The sequence below is a fragment of the Geomonas subterranea genome, assembly GCF_019063845.1.
Lineage (GTDB): Bacteria > Desulfobacterota > Desulfuromonadia > Geobacterales > Geobacteraceae > Geomonas > Geomonas subterranea.
In genome coordinates, this window is sequence record NZ_CP077683.1 from 597403 (window position 1) to 613151 (window position 15749).

General features: G+C 61.9%; 12 protein-coding genes. 6 read left to right on the forward strand and 6 right to left on the reverse strand.

The features are described from left to right. Nucleotides 1–126: 126 nt before the first annotated feature. From KP001_RS02620 to KP001_RS02640, 5 genes are all read right to left on the reverse strand, one after another. The gene (locus KP001_RS02620) at nt 127–1179 is read right to left on the reverse strand and encodes a hypothetical protein (protein ID WP_217288040.1); all 1053 of its coding nucleotides are present in this window, start codon (nt 1177–1179) and stop codon (nt 127–129) included. 32 nt (nt 1180–1211) lie between these two features. Further along, a complete protein-coding gene (locus KP001_RS02625) occupies nt 1212–1463 on the reverse strand; it encodes a hypothetical protein (protein WP_012529954.1) in 252 nt (83 codons plus the stop codon). 71 nt (nt 1464–1534) lie between these two features. After that, nucleotides 1535–1732 carry a hypothetical protein gene (locus tag KP001_RS02630; protein WP_217288041.1) on the reverse strand — a complete coding sequence of 66 codons (198 nt, stop codon included), beginning with the start codon at nt 1730–1732 and terminating at the stop codon, nt 1535–1537. Between the two features lie 376 nt (nt 1733–2108). Beyond that, entirely contained in the window at nt 2109–3491 is a 1383-nt protein-coding gene (locus KP001_RS02635; RefSeq protein ID WP_217288042.1) for a sigma-54-dependent transcriptional regulator, read from the reverse strand. 41 nt (nt 3492–3532) lie between these two features. Continuing rightward, nucleotides 3533–5503: a cache domain-containing protein gene (locus KP001_RS02640; protein ID WP_217288043.1), complete on the reverse strand. Its 1971-nt coding sequence runs from the start codon at nt 5501–5503 to the stop codon at nt 3533–3535. Nucleotides 5504–5740: 237 nt separating this feature from the next. Between KP001_RS02640 and KP001_RS02645 the strand changes: the two genes are divergently transcribed. Continuing rightward, nucleotides 5741–6640, forward strand: a complete 900-nt coding sequence (locus tag KP001_RS02645; protein ID WP_217288044.1) for a DUF2156 domain-containing protein — start codon at nt 5741–5743, stop codon at nt 6638–6640. Between the two features lie 346 nt (nt 6641–6986). On the opposite strand, the gene mnmH is transcribed toward KP001_RS02645, so the two are convergent. Continuing rightward, nucleotides 6987–8012: a tRNA 2-selenouridine(34) synthase MnmH gene (gene mnmH, locus KP001_RS02650; RefSeq protein WP_217288045.1), complete on the reverse strand. Its 1026-nt coding sequence runs from the start codon at nt 8010–8012 to the stop codon at nt 6987–6989. A gap of 217 nt (nt 8013–8229) precedes the next feature. Between mnmH and secA the strand changes: the two genes are divergently transcribed. The 5 genes from secA to KP001_RS02675 all read left to right on the forward strand — a co-directional run bounded on the left by secA (nt 8230) and on the right by KP001_RS02675 (nt 15720). Next, entirely contained in the window at nt 8230–11112 is a 2883-nt protein-coding gene (gene secA / locus KP001_RS02655) for a preprotein translocase subunit SecA (RefSeq protein WP_217288046.1), read from the forward strand. A gap of 136 nt (nt 11113–11248) precedes the next feature. Next, nucleotides 11249–12424 carry a bifunctional glutamate N-acetyltransferase/amino-acid acetyltransferase ArgJ gene (argJ, locus tag KP001_RS02660; RefSeq protein ID WP_217288047.1) on the forward strand — a complete coding sequence of 392 codons (1176 nt, stop codon included), beginning with the start codon at nt 11249–11251 and terminating at the stop codon, nt 12422–12424. Between the two features lie 89 nt (nt 12425–12513). Then, a complete protein-coding gene (locus tag KP001_RS02665) occupies nt 12514–12921 on the forward strand; it encodes a DUF2914 domain-containing protein (protein ID WP_217288048.1) in 408 nt (135 codons plus the stop codon). Between the two features lie 37 nt (nt 12922–12958). Continuing rightward, entirely contained in the window at nt 12959–14131 is a 1173-nt protein-coding gene (locus tag KP001_RS02670; RefSeq protein ID WP_224957659.1) for a serine hydrolase domain-containing protein, read from the forward strand. 236 nt (nt 14132–14367) lie between these two features. After that, a complete protein-coding gene (locus KP001_RS02675) occupies nt 14368–15720 on the forward strand; it encodes a response regulator (protein WP_217288050.1) in 1353 nt (450 codons plus the stop codon). The last annotated feature ends 29 nt before the right edge of the window (nt 15721–15749 follow it).

Here is a 15749-nt window from a genome sequence, read left to right on the forward strand (position 1 = left end):
ATGAAGCTGGTTGATTTGATGTGACATTGTTTTACGCGAAAGCTACTTTGCCGCGAGAGATGACAAAACAAAGGGGGAGCCAGTCACGTCTCCCCCTCATTGGTACAGATGGATTTTGAAAAGTACCTATACGTGTTTCCCTGTTGACAGTCCGCGGGACGGTCCGTTCATGCGTATCGCGGCCGCGAACTCCATCCAGAAGATGAGATAGATGGAAATCATCAGGGAGAGTCCGATGTTGGCGTTCTCCGGTCCCAGGGACTTGCTCAGAATCGGGGAGGCGAAGCCGGCCCCGAGCGTCCCGGTGGCGCGCTCCAAAAGGTAGAAGACGGGGAGGGTGATCAGGGTCCCGGCGAACATGATGGCGATGCCGCGCCCCCGTTTCACCCAGTACTTGGGAGAGAAGCCGAACATCCTCATGAATATGACCACCAGGATGATCCAGACCGAGTAGTCCACGGCCGCGTCGGGAAGGGCAAGCTTGTTCTTGACCAGGGCCACCTCGAGGATGGTCACCGCGAAGAGGAGCACGAACATCCAGTTGAACTTCTCATTGGCCTGGGTCTGCCAGTTCCGGCTGTCCGGTGCGGCGGTTTCCCGCATGGAGTGGTTCGGGGTCCCAAGCGCCGAGAAGAGGATGGCGAACCATATGCCGGCGTTGTGGAACAAAAGGGAGGCGTGGTTGCCCGCCACGTTGGCGATGCGGGACATGGGATCCCGGGCGAAGTCCGCGGCGATCCGCATCAGGAACAGGTTCACGATCACCGAGCACATGATGATCACCGTCAGGGTGAAGATGCGCCGGGGGAGGAGGTACGGATCGATCCGGTCGGGGAACCCCAGGATGAAGGCGAACCAGATCAGGTACATGATGAGCGGGATGCCGAGGCAGATTCCGTACACCGAGTTGCCGGCGAAGTCCCCGTTCTGGGCGTAGATGATGTACTTCTCGTCGTTTTCCGGATCGGTGTTGACCGCCTGGACCACTTCCTTGGGGACATTCTTCACGTGGGGGAGGAGCCCCATGCCGTACCAGCCGTGGTCGCCCTGCGTGGTGTCGACCACCCAGTACTGGTCTCCCATCATCTCGTCGAGCCCCTGGAAAATCCTGAGCGAGAAGGTCGCGCAGAGGACGACGACGAGTAAAAGAAGAATCACGTTTGACAGTTTCATCGGCATGTGACGTTCCTCCTGATCGGCGCCCGGCGCTGTTATTCTTTGTGGGTGGTCCAGAACATGGACACGGCGTTGGCTGCGAACAACCCGTAGAGCCACATGGTGTTCCAGGCCGGCCCGGACCAGTGGCTGCCGCGGCCGCCGCCGACCACGCCGGAGGCGATCACGATGCCGATCATCGCGGTGAAGGCTACCATGGCGACGGCGCGCAGGATGGCAGAGTTGCGCCAGGTATGCCGCTCCAACTCCTCAAGCCTCGAGAGCAGTTCAAGTTCTTTTTCACTCATCGCCGTTCTCCTTTTCCATGAAAATGCAGCCCTGCTCTGTTGATTCGCCCCCGCCCGGCTTCACCCGTCGGCTAGACCAGGCAGAGGTTGGAATCGAGCTGCCCGGCCGGAACCCGGTCGGACAACTCCTGGTATTTGAGGCATTCCCGGTGACGGCAGCTGCAAAAGGTGATGATCTGCTTGACGTCGTGCGGCGAGATGTAGCCGCAGCCCACGTCGCAGTAATCATCGTTTTTGCCGAAGAAGGGGCAGACCGTCGCTTCCTGCATATGACCTCATACCTTTTTACAACGTAAAGAAAGGGTGACGTAAACAGTGTTAGCAACTGGCGTACCAATTTTGCGTTTACGTCCATCTTGGTTGTAAAGTAGCGTGATTTCGGCGTGTTGCAGGGGAGGGGGCGGAGAGTTGCAGGGGAGGGGAATGACAGGCTTTCGCAAAATCGCAAAGCAAGATTAAAGGGGGATGAAACCGGAACTAACCTTCGCGGTGGCCCGGGGCTTCGGGGGGGTGGAGGTAAACTGATGCAAAAACGGATGGTTGGCGTGAATGGGGATGGCGGGAGGGGAGAGTTTGCATGCGTGCGAGTGGTGGGGCGTCCTTTTTTGCAATGTTGCAAAAGGGGGCGCCCCCGAATGCGTCCCGTCAGCTGTTGTACTCGTCTTTTCTGATGCCGTATTTCTTGATCTTGCGGTAGATGGTGGCCATGTTGGTGCCGGCTTCCTTGGCGGCAGCCTCCACGTTGCCAAGGTTCTTGCGCAAAAGACCCCTCAAGTACTCGGTCTCGAAGCGCATGAGCGCCTTGGAGTACTCTCCCTCCTCGACCATCGCCTCGCCTGCCGGGTCGGGGGGGACCACCTCGATGAACTGGGAGAGTACCGGCAGCGTGATGTAGTCGCTGCTCTCCATGGCGATGCAGGCCTCGATCACGTTCTTGAGCTGGCGGATGTTGCCCGGCCAGGCGAAATCCACCGCGGCTTCCATGGCGTCATGCTCCAGCCCCTTGATGTGGGTGCCGAACTTGGAGTTTTGCAGCGAGATGAAGTGCGCCGCCAGGAGGGCGATGTCGTCCCTTCTCTCCCTCAGCGGCGGCAGCTGGATGTTGACCACGTTCAGGCGGTAGTAGAGGTCCTCGCGGAACTCTCCCGCCTTCACCGCCTGCTTCATGTCCGCGTTGGTCGCCGACAGGATGCGGACGTCGACCTTGGTCGGAGTGGGGTCCCCCAGCCGGTTGAACTCCTGTTCCTGGAGAAAGCGCAGCAAGGTCTTTTGCACCGTCATGGGGAGGTTCCCCACCTCGTCCAGAAAGAGGGTGCCGCCGTCGGCGGTCTCCAACAGGCCGCGCCGGTTCTCGGTGGCGCCGGTGAAGGCCCCCTTCTTGTAGCCGAAGAGCTCGCTCTCCAAAAGCGACGCGGGAAGGGCGCCGCAGTTGATGGCGACGAACTTCTTCTCCTTTCTGGGGGAGTTGTAGTGCACCGCCTGGGCGATCAGCTCCTTGCCGGTCCCGGACTCTCCGGTGATGAGCACGGAGGTGTCGCGGACCGCGAGCTTCTCCACGCGCTCCAGCACCTCCTTCAGGGCGGTGGAGGCGCCGATGATGTTGCCGAAGTTAAAGCGCCCCACGAGCTCCTCGCGCAGTTCCCGGTTCTCCTCCATGAGGCGGGTGTGCTGCAGCGCGTTCTTGACCCGGTACAGGAGCTCCTCCGGCTCGAAGGGCTTGGTGAGCATGTCGTAGGCGCCCTTTCTCAACGCCTGGATGGACATCTCAACGGTGGCGTAGGCGGTCACCATGATGACCGGTATGGCGGGGTCCTTCTGCTTCACCTTCTGCAGCAGTTCGAGCCCGTCCATCCCCGGCATCTTGATGTCCGTGACCAGGAGGTCCCACTGCCCCGCCTGAAAGCTCTCGGCGGCCTCGAAGCTCCTGGTGAAAGCGGAAACCGCGTACCCGTTGTCGGAGAGGACCGCCTCCATCATCCGGCACAGCCCCTCCTCGTTGTCTACCAGCATCACCCGTTTTTTGGTCATGGGCCTACTCCGTCAGCCGCGCTGGGCGGTCAATTTTCGTCTTAGCAGTATTCTTCCCTTTTCAGGGGGAGGCGCACCTCGACCGTGGTCCCGACGCCGATCTCGCTCTCTATGCCGATCTTGCCGTGATGCTGCTCCACGATCTGCCTGGTGATGGCGAGCCCGAGCCCCGTTCCCTTCACCTTTGTGGTGAAGAAGGGCTCGAAGATCCGCTCCATGTGCTCCGGCGAGATCCCGGCCCCGTTGTCGCGGAACTTGAGGCTCACCCACTCCTCCCCGCCCGGCTCGGAACTCACCACCAGCTCCCCCCCCTTCTGCATGGCGGCGCCGGCGTTCAGGATCAGGTTGATGGCCACCTGGCGCAGCTGGTCGCCGTCCACCATGATCGGCGGCAGGGAGCGGTCGAAGCTCTTCTTCACGGTGACGTGGTGCATGTCGGTGTGATTCGCGGCAAAATCGACGATCTGTTCCAGAAGGTCGTTGATGTCTGTCTCCTCCAGGACCGGTTGCGGGGTCCGGGCGTAGGAGAGGAGGTCTTGGACGATCTTCTTGCAGCGCTTGCTCTCGCGCTTTATCTCGTGGATGAACTTGTAGTTGGGGTCTTCCGGGGTCAGCTTCTTCTCGATATAGGCGGCGTAGCCCAGGATGACCCCCAGCGGGTTGTTGATCTCGTGGGCGACCCCCGAGGAGAGCACCCCCAGCGAGGCCATCTTCCCCTGCTGGGCGAGGTTCGCCTCCAGTTCCTTGTTGTGCTTGATGATCCTGGTCATCCGGTTGAAGGCGTGGGCGAGTTCCCCGAGCTCGTCCTCGGAATCGACCGGCATGGTTTCGTCGAGCCTCCCCTGCTTCACCTTGCGGATCACCTCGATCATCCGGCTGATGGGCTCGGTCATGACGCGCGAGGCGAGCAGCACCATGAACACCGACAGCACCGAGACCAGGATGGTGAGGACCACCATGCTCTCCAGGATGCGCCCCTTGATGGCGTTGGCCTCCTGGTAGAACTCCTCCTCGTAGGAGCCGACGGCGACGATCCAGTTCCATGGCTCGAAGTACTCGTAGCGCACGATCTTCATGCGCGACGCCTCGTCCCCCTTGTTCTTCCAGGGGTAGCGGATCCAGCCGTTTTTCCTCTCGCACATCTCCTTGATGAAGTGCTGGCCGTTAGAGTCGACGGCGTTGAGGAAGTTCCTCCCCTCGCCGGTGGGGTGGATCATGAAGTTGCCGGAGCTGTCCATGGCGAAGATGTAGCCGGTCTTGCCCACCTTCTTGCTCTTGATCTTCTCCTTGAGCGCCTCGAAGGAGCGGCGCTCGAAGGCGAGGTCCTCGTAGGTCTCCTCAAGGTAGCCGCCGGCGGCGATGATCCAGTCCCATTCCTTGAAGTAGCGATAGGCAACCACCTTCTTCCTGAGGGACTTGTCGCCGAGTGCCGCGTTCTTCCAGGGGTAGACGATGTAGAGCACCTCCCCCGGCTTGGCGCGGTGCGCTTTCTCGATCATCTCCTTGATGAAGTAGCGCCCGGTCTCGTCCCGGCTGTCCGAGACGTTGGCGCCCTCCTGGGCCACGTGCACCTTCAGTTCGCCACGGCTGTTCATGGCGTAGATGTAGCCGGTTTTGCCGACGTTCACCTTCAAAAGGGCGTTTCGCGCCTCGCGCATGGCGCCGGCCAGGTCCGTCCTGCCGGACTTCTGCAGGTTGTGCTGGCTCTTGACCACGTTGTAGGCCAGCTCGCTCACCGTCTTCAGCTCTTCGTGGAAGGTCCTTTCCTTGTCCTGCTTGTAGACCTGGAATTGCTGGTAGTGGGAGTTCAGCAGGTCGACCGTGAAGGATGCCATGTGCTGCAGGTCGTCTTTGCTGGTCTGGGTGATGCCGAGGTAGGCCTGCTTGGTGGAGATGTAGCCGATGATTCCCCCCACCAGGAAAATGGGGATGATCACCAGGGGGAGCACCAGGACCACCATCTTCCAGCGCAGCTTGAGGTTGTTTATGAAGTCGAAGAGATATCTCTGCACGGCTCCCCCGGAAAAATCCGTTTGCTTTTTGCGGTGATGATCGTTAAATGTCTATCCGCCTAAGAGGTGTTTTTTCACTGTCATTGCTGGCTTTGCAAATGCCAAACAGTTTTTTGCAAACGCTCCCGGTAGAGTATTCGCGATACTACCGTATACGGCATGGGAAATGCCAGTCCTTTTTTCGCATTTCTGCAAAAAAATGAGTATACTGTGACAGATTTTTCCCGGGAGATACACATGGAGATTCCACGCTACCCACAAAGCCGCGGCATCGACCTGCAGGACAAGCCCCTGTTGGACCGGCTCTTCGCCGGGTTGCAGCCCCGCGTCTCCGAGTTGACCTTCGCTAACCTGTACCTGTTCCGCACGGTGCACGAGTACCGGCTGACGCTTTTGGGGGACGCGGTTCTGGCCCTTGGGCGCGGCTACGACGGCACCGCCTATTTTCTTCCTCCCTTTGGCGGCGACATCGCAGCGGTGACCCGGGAGCTGCTGGACCAGGGGCTCACCCTGTACGGCGCGGACGACCTTTTCCTGGAGCGCTATCTCGGTGGAGGAGACGGGGTGGAGGCGATACCGGACCGCGACAACTTCGATTACCTGCACAATAAGCGGGAGATGGCGGAACTGGGCGGGAAGCTGTACCACAAGAAGAAAAACCGGGTGAACTACTTTCTCAATCGCCACCGTCACCAGGTGGAGATCCTGCACGACGGGCATCTTCCCGGCGCGCTGGCGCTGTTGGAGGAGTGGGGGCGGGTCAGGACGGAGATCGTGCCGCGGGGGACGGGGCAGGGGAGCTCGGTGCGGGGGGAGATCGAGGGGGCCGCTGAGGCGCTCAGGCTGCACCGCGAGCTGGGGCTCTCCGGCGTGGTGGTCTTGGTGGAGGGGGCGGTGCGCGGTTTCGCGCTCGGTGAGAGGCTCAACCGGGAGACGGCGGTCTGTCACTTCGAGAAGGGGGATCTCTTCATGGAGGGGCTGTACCAGCTGCTGGACCGGGAGTTCTCCCGGCTCTTGTTCACCGAATGCGTCTACCTGAACCGGGAGCAGGACCTCGGGGAGGAGTCGCTTAGGCAGGCGAAGCTTTCCTATCATCCGGTGGAGCTGGTGGCGAAGTATCGGGTGCGGAAAGGGTAGGGGGCAGGGGCGGCCCGGAGGGGAGACGTTTTCGTAGGGGCGAATAATATTCGCCCAGCCGCTGGTGCCCCCCAGATCGTTGTGGCACATGCGGCGCCGCTGGCATCAGGGCGAATGATTATTCGCCCCTACAGGTTGGATGCCATTTGGTTGTAATTGGCCCTGATGGACGCCGCTGGCATCAAGGGCGAATGATTATTCGCCCCTACAGGTTCATGCCGTTTGGTTGTCGTTGGCAGTGATGGATGCCGCTGGCTGATGGGTTGATGGGTTGATGGGTTGATGGGTTGATGGGTTGATGGGTTGATGGGTTGATGGGTTGATGGGTTGATGGGCACGGTGTTGGCTACCGCGCCGACTGCGCGGCCAGGAACTGCTCCAGCTCCCCGGCGGCCCGGTCGAAATCCTCCATGTCGAGCTGATAATCCGCCTCCCAGGTCCGGTTCTTGTAATAGACCTTGTCGTAGTAGTCGCAAACCAAGCCCTTCATGAATTCTTCCATCTCCCACCGCTCGAGGTTCCCGGCCAGTTCGTCGCACCGCTTCCCCCCGAGCTTCTTCCTGATGCGCTGCAGCGCGACGCCCATCTCCTCCTTGTACTCGGGGAGGCCGTACTCCTCGATCAGTCTGCGCACCCGGGTCTCCAGGGTGGCGTGGCACCAGACCCTGATACCCTGCGCCATCTTCTGGTAGAAGTCACCCGGCAGTGATACCCGGCCGATGCGCTCGCTTTCCCCTTCGAGGATGAGGGGGCGCCCGGCGGGAGCCTTGCGGATGGCGTCCCACAAAAGCGTCTCGAACCGCTTCTGGGTGAGATCCTGGTTGAGGCCGAGCTGGCCGAAGGCGGAGCCGCGGTGGCAGGCGAGCCCTTCGAGGTCCAGGACCGAGTTCCCGCGCTCCTTGAGGCGCTGCAGCAGGGTGGTCTTTCCTATGCCGGTCATGCCGTGCAGCACGATGAGCGGCTTCTTGGGGGTGTAGGGGGTGAAGTACTCGCTGACCACGTGGCGGTAGCTCTTGTAGCCGCCGATCAGCTGCACCGCCTTCAGTCCGGCGAGATCGAGTATGGAGGTGACGGTCTTGCTGCGCAGCCCGCCGCGCCAGCAGTAGACCAGGATGGGGCGCCCCCCCGCCTCGTCGCATATCTGCCGCACCATCTCCGGGAAGCGGTGCGCGGTGAGTTCAAGTCCGCGCCGGCGCGCGGCATAGGGACCTTGCTCCTTATGCAGGATGCCGATCTCGACCCTCTCGTCGTTGTCGAGCAGCGGGACGTTGATGGCGCCGGGGATGTGGTCCTCGGCATATTCCAGGGGGGAACGGACGTCCACCAGCAGGTGGCTGTCCAGAAGTTCTTCGTTGAATGGGGTTGTTTCCACGTACACGGGCTCCTTTTTGGCGGGCTCATTATAGAGAGGCGACGCATCGATTGCAATAAGCGGGACGAATAATTATTCGCACCCACGGCAGTCACGCCCGTTCCCGTGGCGCGCAAATCCCTCATAGCAGGCGCCTTTTCAGTTGAGGGTTTCTCACTTTTATGGTAGCGTACACTGTTTTTTTTATCCTGTTTTGACTGCTAAGGAGATTTCATAGATGTTTGGCGCGCTTATAAAGAAGTTTGTCGGGAGCAAGAACGAGCGGGAATTGAAGCGTCTCTGGCCGATCGTGGATCGCATCAACCAGCTGGAAGCCGAGATGGTCAAGCTCTCCGACGACGAGCTGCGCGGCAAGACCGCCCAGTTCAAAGAGCGCTATGCCAAGGGGGAGAGCCTGGACGCCATGCTCCCCGAGGCTTTCGCCGTCTGCCGCGAGGCGGGCAAACGCGTCCTCGGCATGCGCCACTTCGACGTGCAGCTGATCGGCGGCATGGTGCTTCACTCCGGCAAGATCGCCGAGATGAAGACCGGCGAGGGTAAGACCCTGGTGGCGACCCTTCCGTCCTACCTGAACGGCATCTCCGGCAAGGGCGTGCACGTGGTCACGGTCAACGACTACCTGGCCAAGCGCGACGCCGACTGGATGGGGCGCATTCATAAATTCCTGGGGCTCTCGGTCGGGGTGATCGTGCACGGTCTGGAGGACTGGGAGCGCCGCGAGGCATACGCCGCCGACGTAACCTACGGCACCAACAACGAGTTCGGCTTCGACTACCTGCGCGACAACATGAAGTTCGACCTGGCCGACTACGTCCAGCGTCCCTTCAACTTCGCCGTCGTGGACGAAGTGGACTCCATCCTCATCGACGAGGCGAGGACGCCGCTCATCATCTCCGGCCCCACCGAGGACTCCACCGACAAGTACTACATCATCGACCGCATCATCCCGATGCTCAAGAAGGGCGAGGTGATCGAAGTCGAGGCCAACACGCTGTCCGGCAAGAGAAAGACCTACACCGGCGACTTCACCGTGGACGAGAAGGCGAAGAGCGCCTCCCTCACCGAGGAAGGGGTACTCAAGGTCGAAAAGCTCCTGAAGATCGATAACCTCTACGATCCCAGGAACATGGAGATCCTGCACCACACCCAGCAGGCGCTCAGGGCGCACGCGCTGTTCAAGCGCGACGTGGACTACGTGGTGCGCGACAACGAGGTCCTCATCGTCGACGAGTTCACCGGCCGCCTCATGCCGGGTCGCCGCTGGTCCGACGGTCTGCATCAGGCCATCGAGGCCAAGGAAGGGGCGAAGATCGAGAACGAGAACCAGACCCTCGCCACCATCACCTTCCAGAACTACTTCCGCATGTACGAGAGGCTCTCCGGCATGACCGGCACCGCGGATACCGAGGCGGAGGAGTTCCACAAGATCTACAAACTGGACGTCGTGGTCATTCCGACCAACCGTCCGCTGCTGCGCCCGGACTTCCCGGACGTGATCTACAAGACCGAGCGCGAGAAGTTCAGCGCCGTCATCGCCGAGATCAAGGAACTGCACGCCAAGGGGCAGCCGATCCTGGTCGGCACCATCTCCATCGAGAAGTCCGAGCAGCTCGCCGAGCTCATGAAACGCGAGGGCATCCCGCACTTCGTCCTCAACGCGAAGCAGCACGAGCGCGAGGCGGAGATCGTGGCCCAGGCGGGACGCAAGGGGATGGTCACCATCGCTACCAACATGGCCGGCCGTGGTACCGACATCGTCCTCGGGGGGAACCCCGACGGCCTGGCGCGCCAGGAGTTCGGCGGCACGCCGGAGGTGAAGGCCGAGGCCTTTGCGCAGGCGTTCGCCAAGGCGCAGGGCGAAGGGGGGGCGGACAAGGAACTGCTCCAGGCGCTGGAGCGGGATTTCCCGGGAAGTTCCGCCGCCGTCGCCGGGTACCTGGAGCAGAACGACGAGATCGACTTCGACGAGCTGCAGGAGCTGGTGATCCCCGTGTTCAAGAAGCAGTTCGACGCCATCGTCGACAAGTACAAGCCGATCTGCGCCGCCGAGCACGAGGAGGTGGTGGCCCTGGGCGGCCTGCACATCCTTGGCACCGAGCGCCACGAGTCGCGCCGCATCGACAACCAGCTGCGCGGCCGTTCCGGCCGTCAGGGCGACCCGGGTTCCTCGCGCTTCTACCTCTCGCTGGAGGACGATCTGCTGCGCATCTTCGGCTCCGAGCGCGTCTCCATGATCATGGACAAGCTTGGCATCGAGGAGGGTGAGGCGATTACCCACGGCCTGATCACCAGGGCCATCGAGAACGCCCAGAAGAAGGTCGAGGCGCACAACTTCGAGATCAGGAAGCACCTGATCGAGTACGACGACGTCATGAACAAGCAGCGCGAGGTGATCTACACCCAGAGAAAGGAGATCCTCGCCGGCAACGAGATCAGGAAGAGCTTCGTCGGCATGCTGGAGGAGACCGTGACCGACGTGGTCCAGGCCTTCGTCATCGACCGCACCCCGGCGCGCGAGTGGGACTGGCAGGGGATCACGGACACGGTGTTCAAGCTGTTCGGTTTCAACCTTGATCTCACCCCGGAGCTCTTCGACCGCATCACCCCGGTCAACTTCGAGGAAACGCTGAGAAGCGGCACCAGCGACCGTTTCACCCAGAAGGTGAACGAGTTCGGCGACGAACTCATGGACCACCTGATCAAGGTGATCATGCTCCAGGTGATCGACACCCAGTGGAAGGATCACCTCCTTTCCATCGACCATTTGAAGGAAGGTATCGGCCTGCGCGGCTACGGCCAGAAGGATCCGAAGCAGGAGTACAAGCGCGAGGCCTACCAGCTGTTCATGGACATGATGAACAGGATCCGCCAGGAAGTGGTGGAGAAGATCTTCTGGGTGCAGGTCGGCACCGAGGAAGATCTGGAGCAGTACGAGCTGGAGCAGCCCAAGCCGCAGAAGATGGTCTTCAACCTGGTGGAGGAAGAGGAAGAAGAGGCGTCCGGCAAGGGCGGCCCCGCCAAGAGTGTGCGCAACGCCGGCCGCAACGAGCCCTGCCCCTGCGGCAGCGGCAAGAAGTACAAGAAGTGCTGCGGCAAGTAGAGTAACGACCGTTCTCCGTTCCAGGTTGAAGTCTTTGGCAGCCGGCATTATCCGCCGGAGCTGAACTTTGACCTGGACGTGAGCCGGCAGGTTTTCAACGTAGAACGTAGAACATGTTTCAGCTTCTGGAGGTTCTATGAAAGGCTTTCGTTTTTCCGCCGTCGAGGCGGCCATCAAGAAGCCGGGCCGGCTTGACCTGGCGCTGATATTCTCTGATTTCCCCGCCCAGGTGGCGGCGGTTTATACCACCAACAAGGTGCAGGCCGCACCGGTTATCATCTCGCGCCAGCGCTCGCAAAACGGCAGGTGCCGCGCGCTCCTGGTCAACAGCGGCAACGCAAATGCCTGCACCGGAGAACAGGGGATGACGGACGCGCTCGAGTGCGGCAGGAAAACTGCCGAGGCGCTGGGGCTCTCCGACGAGGAACTCCTCATCGCCTCGACCGGCGTCATCGGGCAGCCCCTTCCCATGGAGCGTTTCAGGAAGGGGATCCAGCCCCTGGTGGACGGTCTCGACCACGGCACGCTCGACCACGTGGCCAAGGCGATCATGACCACCGACACCTTCGAGAAGATCGAGAGGCGCTCCGGCGAGGCGGGCGGCAAACCCTACAGCATCTGGGGGATCGCCAAGGGGGCCGGGATGATTCATCCCAACATGGCCACCATGCTCTCCTTCCTGGTCACCGACGCGGAGGTCGACGGCTCTTTTTTAAAGAGCGCCTTCACCCAGGCGGTGGACGGCTCCTTCAACGCCATCACGGTTGACAACGACACCTCCACCAATGACACGGCCCTCATCTTCGCCAACGGCGCGGCCGGGAACCCGGTCATCAAGGGAGGGACCCCGGAAGGGACCGCCTTCGCCGCCCTGTTGCACGACCTGCTCCTCTCCCTGGCCAAGCTGATCGTCAAGGACGGGGAGGGCGCCACCAAGTTCGTCGAGATCAGGGTGAAAGGGGGCGCGACCCAGGCCGACGCCAAGAAGGCCGCGCTTGCCGTCGCCAACTCCATGCTGGTCAAGACCGCCTTCTTCGGCCAGGACGCCAACTGGGGCAGGATCATCGCCGCCATCGGCTACTCCGGCGCGCAGGTGGAGCAGGAGCGGGTCGAAATCCGCTTCGACGACGTCGTGATGGCGACCGGCGGCATCTTCGCCGGCGGCGACGCCGAGGCTGCCGGCACCCGGGTTTTGCAGCAAAAGGAATTCAAGGTCACCATCGATCTGAAGATCGGAGGGGGCGAGGCCGTGGTCTACACCAGCGACCTCTCCTACGACTACGTGCGCATCAACGCAGATTACAGAACCTGACAGGAACCTGACGCCGCCGCTTCCCGTCCGGGGGCGGCACCGGCGCAAAAGCCGGTATCTCACTCTCCGCAAACGCTGCTGGAGGCACAATGAGCCGTACCACGATGCTTTCGATCGCAACCGCTGTACTGTTGGCAACCCTCGCCGGCTGGACCCAGTCGTGGGCGGGCGACTTGAAAATCACGGAGATGGCGGTCACCACCAAGATCGTCAAGGGCAACCCGATCGACTCGGTGCGCCGCATCTCTTCGACCTCCGTGAAGGCTCTCTACTGCTTCACCAGGTTCTCGGCCCCCGAGGACACCGACACCACCATCAAGCAGATCTGGTACCTGAACGATGAGTCGGTGGCGGAGTACGAACTGCCGGTCAAAGGGGCGCACTGGCGCACCTACAGCCGCAAGGCGGTCGAGAAGGGACTCTCCGGCCAATGGCGCTGCGACGCGGTGGACAACGAGGGGAAGGTTCTGAAGTCGGTCACGTTCACGATGAATTAACAGCGGCACCCAGTACCAACCGAGAGTCACATTGAGATTGAACACGTATTTTAGGGTGCGCGTGCGCCCCCTGCTGAGCTGTATCTGCGGCTGTCTGCTGGCCGTCCTCCTCGCGTCCGCCTGCGGCGCCGCCGACCAGCCCCGCATCGACTCCCTGATGAACGAGGCCATGGCCCGCAACCTCATCGCCGGCGGCGTGGTCCTCATCGGCAACCGCGACAAGATCCTCTTCGAGAAGGCGTACGGACGCCTCTCCCCCTTTCCCGATGCACCTCCCATGACGGCGGATGCCATCTTCGACATCGCCTCGCTGACCAAGGTCACCGCCACCACCCCCTCCATCCTGAAACTTGCGGAAGAGGGGAGGATCTCGCTGCTCGATCCCGTCACCAAGTGGTTTCCCGAACTGGCGGGGAAGGGTAAGGACGCGGTCCTGGTGATGAACCTGCTGACCCACACCTCGGGGCTGGACGACATCCCGCTTTCCAGCGCCAACCCCATGCAAAGCGCCATCGAGGGGGCCGCGGCCCAGAAGCTCAAGGGGGAGGTGGGAAGCCGTTTCCGCTACGCCGACCTGAACTTCATCCTGCTCGCGGAGCTGGTCCGTCGCGCCACCGGCGCCCCCCTTGACCTCTACGCACAGGTCTCCTTCTATCGCCCGCTGGGGATGACCGACACCGCCTTCCATCCCAAGGAAACCGGGCGCTGTTCCGGAACGATCAGCGACGACCGCGTCCTTTTCGGGGAGCCCCAGGACTACCTCTGCCGGCAGCTCGGCGGGGTGGCCGGGCACGCCGGTCTCTTCGCCACCGCCCGGGACCTGTCCCGCTTTTGCCGCATGATGCTCTCGGGCGGCATCCTGGACGGCCGAAGGGTCCTCGCCCAGCGCACGGTGGAGCAGATGACGGCTCCCTACTTCTCGCGCGGCGGAGCGGTGGTCAGGGGACTGGGGTGGGACATCTCCTCCCCATTTTCCGCCCCCCGCGGCCAGGGATTCTCCCGGGTCTCCTTCGGCCACACCGGGTACTCCGGTTCGTCGGTCTGGATCGACCCGGCCACCGATACCTTCGTCGTCCTGCTCACCTCGCGGCTTGATTACAAGAAGGTGCACGACATCAACAAGTTGAGAGGTGACATCTCGACGCTTGCCGCGCAGATCTTCGGCATTCCGGTGGAGTTCGGTGACATGGCCCGTTTCAATGACGAGTGATTAATAAGAAAGGGTAAAAACCTTGACACCTTACGCCCTTTATGCTAGCTTTTTTTACCATTTTCAGTGTCATACTGGATATATCTGCGCCTGATCACCGATTGACATTTCTGTCTGTCCCACGCACAGAGATCCTGTGAGCCTCTTCCTGGATCATTTCTGTATCAGCCGGATGACTTGAATTTGTCGTGGCAACATAACTCCTGTAATAAGCTTCCGAAGTAGAGGGGGGATCGATGGGCAATAGACTGCTCCTCGCCGATGACAGTATCACCATTCAGAAGGTCGTGGCGATCATCTTCGCCAATGAGGAGTTTGAGCTGACCGTTGTCGACAACGGTACTGCTGCCCTTGAGAAGGCGCGGGAGACCAAGCCGGACGTGATGCTGGTCGACGCGCTGATGCCTGGAAAGACCGGCTACGAGGTCTGCGCCGAGATCCGCCGCGACCCCGTGCTCGGTGCGGTTCCCATCATCCTCCTGATCGGCGCCTTCGAGCCGCTGGACGAGGAGAAGGCGCGCGAATGCGGCGCCGATGCCACGGTTTCCAAGCCCTTCGAATCGCAGCAGCTGATCGACCGGGTCAAGGAGATGCTGGAATTGGGCAAGACCCGCAAAACAGCTCCTCCCGTGGCCCAGCCGGCAGCCCCGGCGTCCGCCGCCGCTGAGGAACTGTGGGGGGATCTTTCCGCCCTCGACGCGATGGCTCCGGCCCCGGCAGCCCCGGCGGCAATACCGACCCCGGCGGCAGCACCGACTCCGGCGGCAGCACCGGCCCCGGCGGCAGCCGAGGACATCTGGGAAAGCGTGGGTATGGAGAGCGAACCGGCCTGGGAGGCTCCCGCTGCAGTGGAAGAACCTGCCTGGGAAATGCCGGCCGCCCCGGCGCAGCCCGCAGCTGCTGCCGCTCCGGTGGAGCCGGTCGAGGCTTCCATGGAGGACGATCTGTGGGGAGCCTTCGACCTGGAGGAGGAAACGCCGGCGGCAGCCGTCGAAGCGCCGTCCGAACTCTTCGGCGTGGTGGAACCGGGCAGCGAGTCCGAGTTCGAGGCGGAAGAGATTTTCAGCTTCGACGAGTCCGAAGATATCGAAGAGACCGGTCCCGCGCTGGAGCTGGAAGAGCCGGCCGTTGATTCCTCACTGACCGTCTCCGAGGAAGAATTCTTCGCCTTCAGCGAGGAGCCGGAAGCACAGGTGGCGGTACCCGCGCAGGCAGAGGCTGAGGCCGAAGCCGAGACATTCGGGGTGCCGGAGTATGAAGCGTTCGAGTTCGAGACGGAGGAGCCCGCGCCGCAGGCCGCAGCACCTGCCGCACCTGCCGCACCTGCCGCACCCGCAGCACCCGCAGCACCTGCCGCACCTGTGGCGCCGGTCGCCGCGCCCGTAGCGGCGCCCCCGGTTCAGGCAGCGCAACCCGTCGCGGCGCAGCCCGCTGCCGTCCCGGAACTGACCGAAGACCAACTGGTGGCGGCCCTGTCCAAGGTATCCCGCGAGGTGATCGAGAGGATCGTCTGGGAAGTGGTGCCGGACCTGGCCGAGGTGATCATCAAGGAAGAGATCAGGAAGTTGAAGAGCGGCGTACGCGGCTAAGGCGGACGTCTCTCGCGCATCCGCTTCTG

Excerpts from the sequence above, each read along its gene's own strand:
- KP001_RS02620 (WP_217288040.1), bottom strand. The coding sequence starts at position 1,179 with ATGCCGATGAAACTGTCAAACGTGATTCTTCTTTTACTCGTCGTCGTC.
- KP001_RS02625 (WP_012529954.1), bottom strand. The coding sequence starts at position 1,463 with ATGAGTGAAAAAGAACTTGAACTGCTCTCGAGGCTTGAGGAGTTGGAG.
- KP001_RS02630 (WP_217288041.1), bottom strand. The coding sequence starts at position 1,732 with ATGCAGGAAGCGACGGTCTGCCCCTTCTTCGGCAAAAACGATGATTAC.
- KP001_RS02635 (WP_217288042.1), bottom strand. The coding sequence starts at position 3,491 with ATGACCAAAAAACGGGTGATGCTGGTAGACAACGAGGAGGGGCTGTGC.
- KP001_RS02645 (WP_217288044.1), top strand. The coding sequence starts at position 5,741 with ATGGAGATTCCACGCTACCCACAAAGCCGCGGCATCGACCTGCAGGAC.
- secA (WP_217288046.1), top strand. The coding sequence starts at position 8,230 with ATGTTTGGCGCGCTTATAAAGAAGTTTGTCGGGAGCAAGAACGAGCGG.
- argJ (WP_217288047.1), top strand. The coding sequence starts at position 11,249 with ATGAAAGGCTTTCGTTTTTCCGCCGTCGAGGCGGCCATCAAGAAGCCG.
- KP001_RS02665 (WP_217288048.1), top strand. The coding sequence starts at position 12,514 with ATGAGCCGTACCACGATGCTTTCGATCGCAACCGCTGTACTGTTGGCA.
- KP001_RS02675 (WP_217288050.1), top strand. The coding sequence starts at position 14,368 with ATGGGCAATAGACTGCTCCTCGCCGATGACAGTATCACCATTCAGAAG.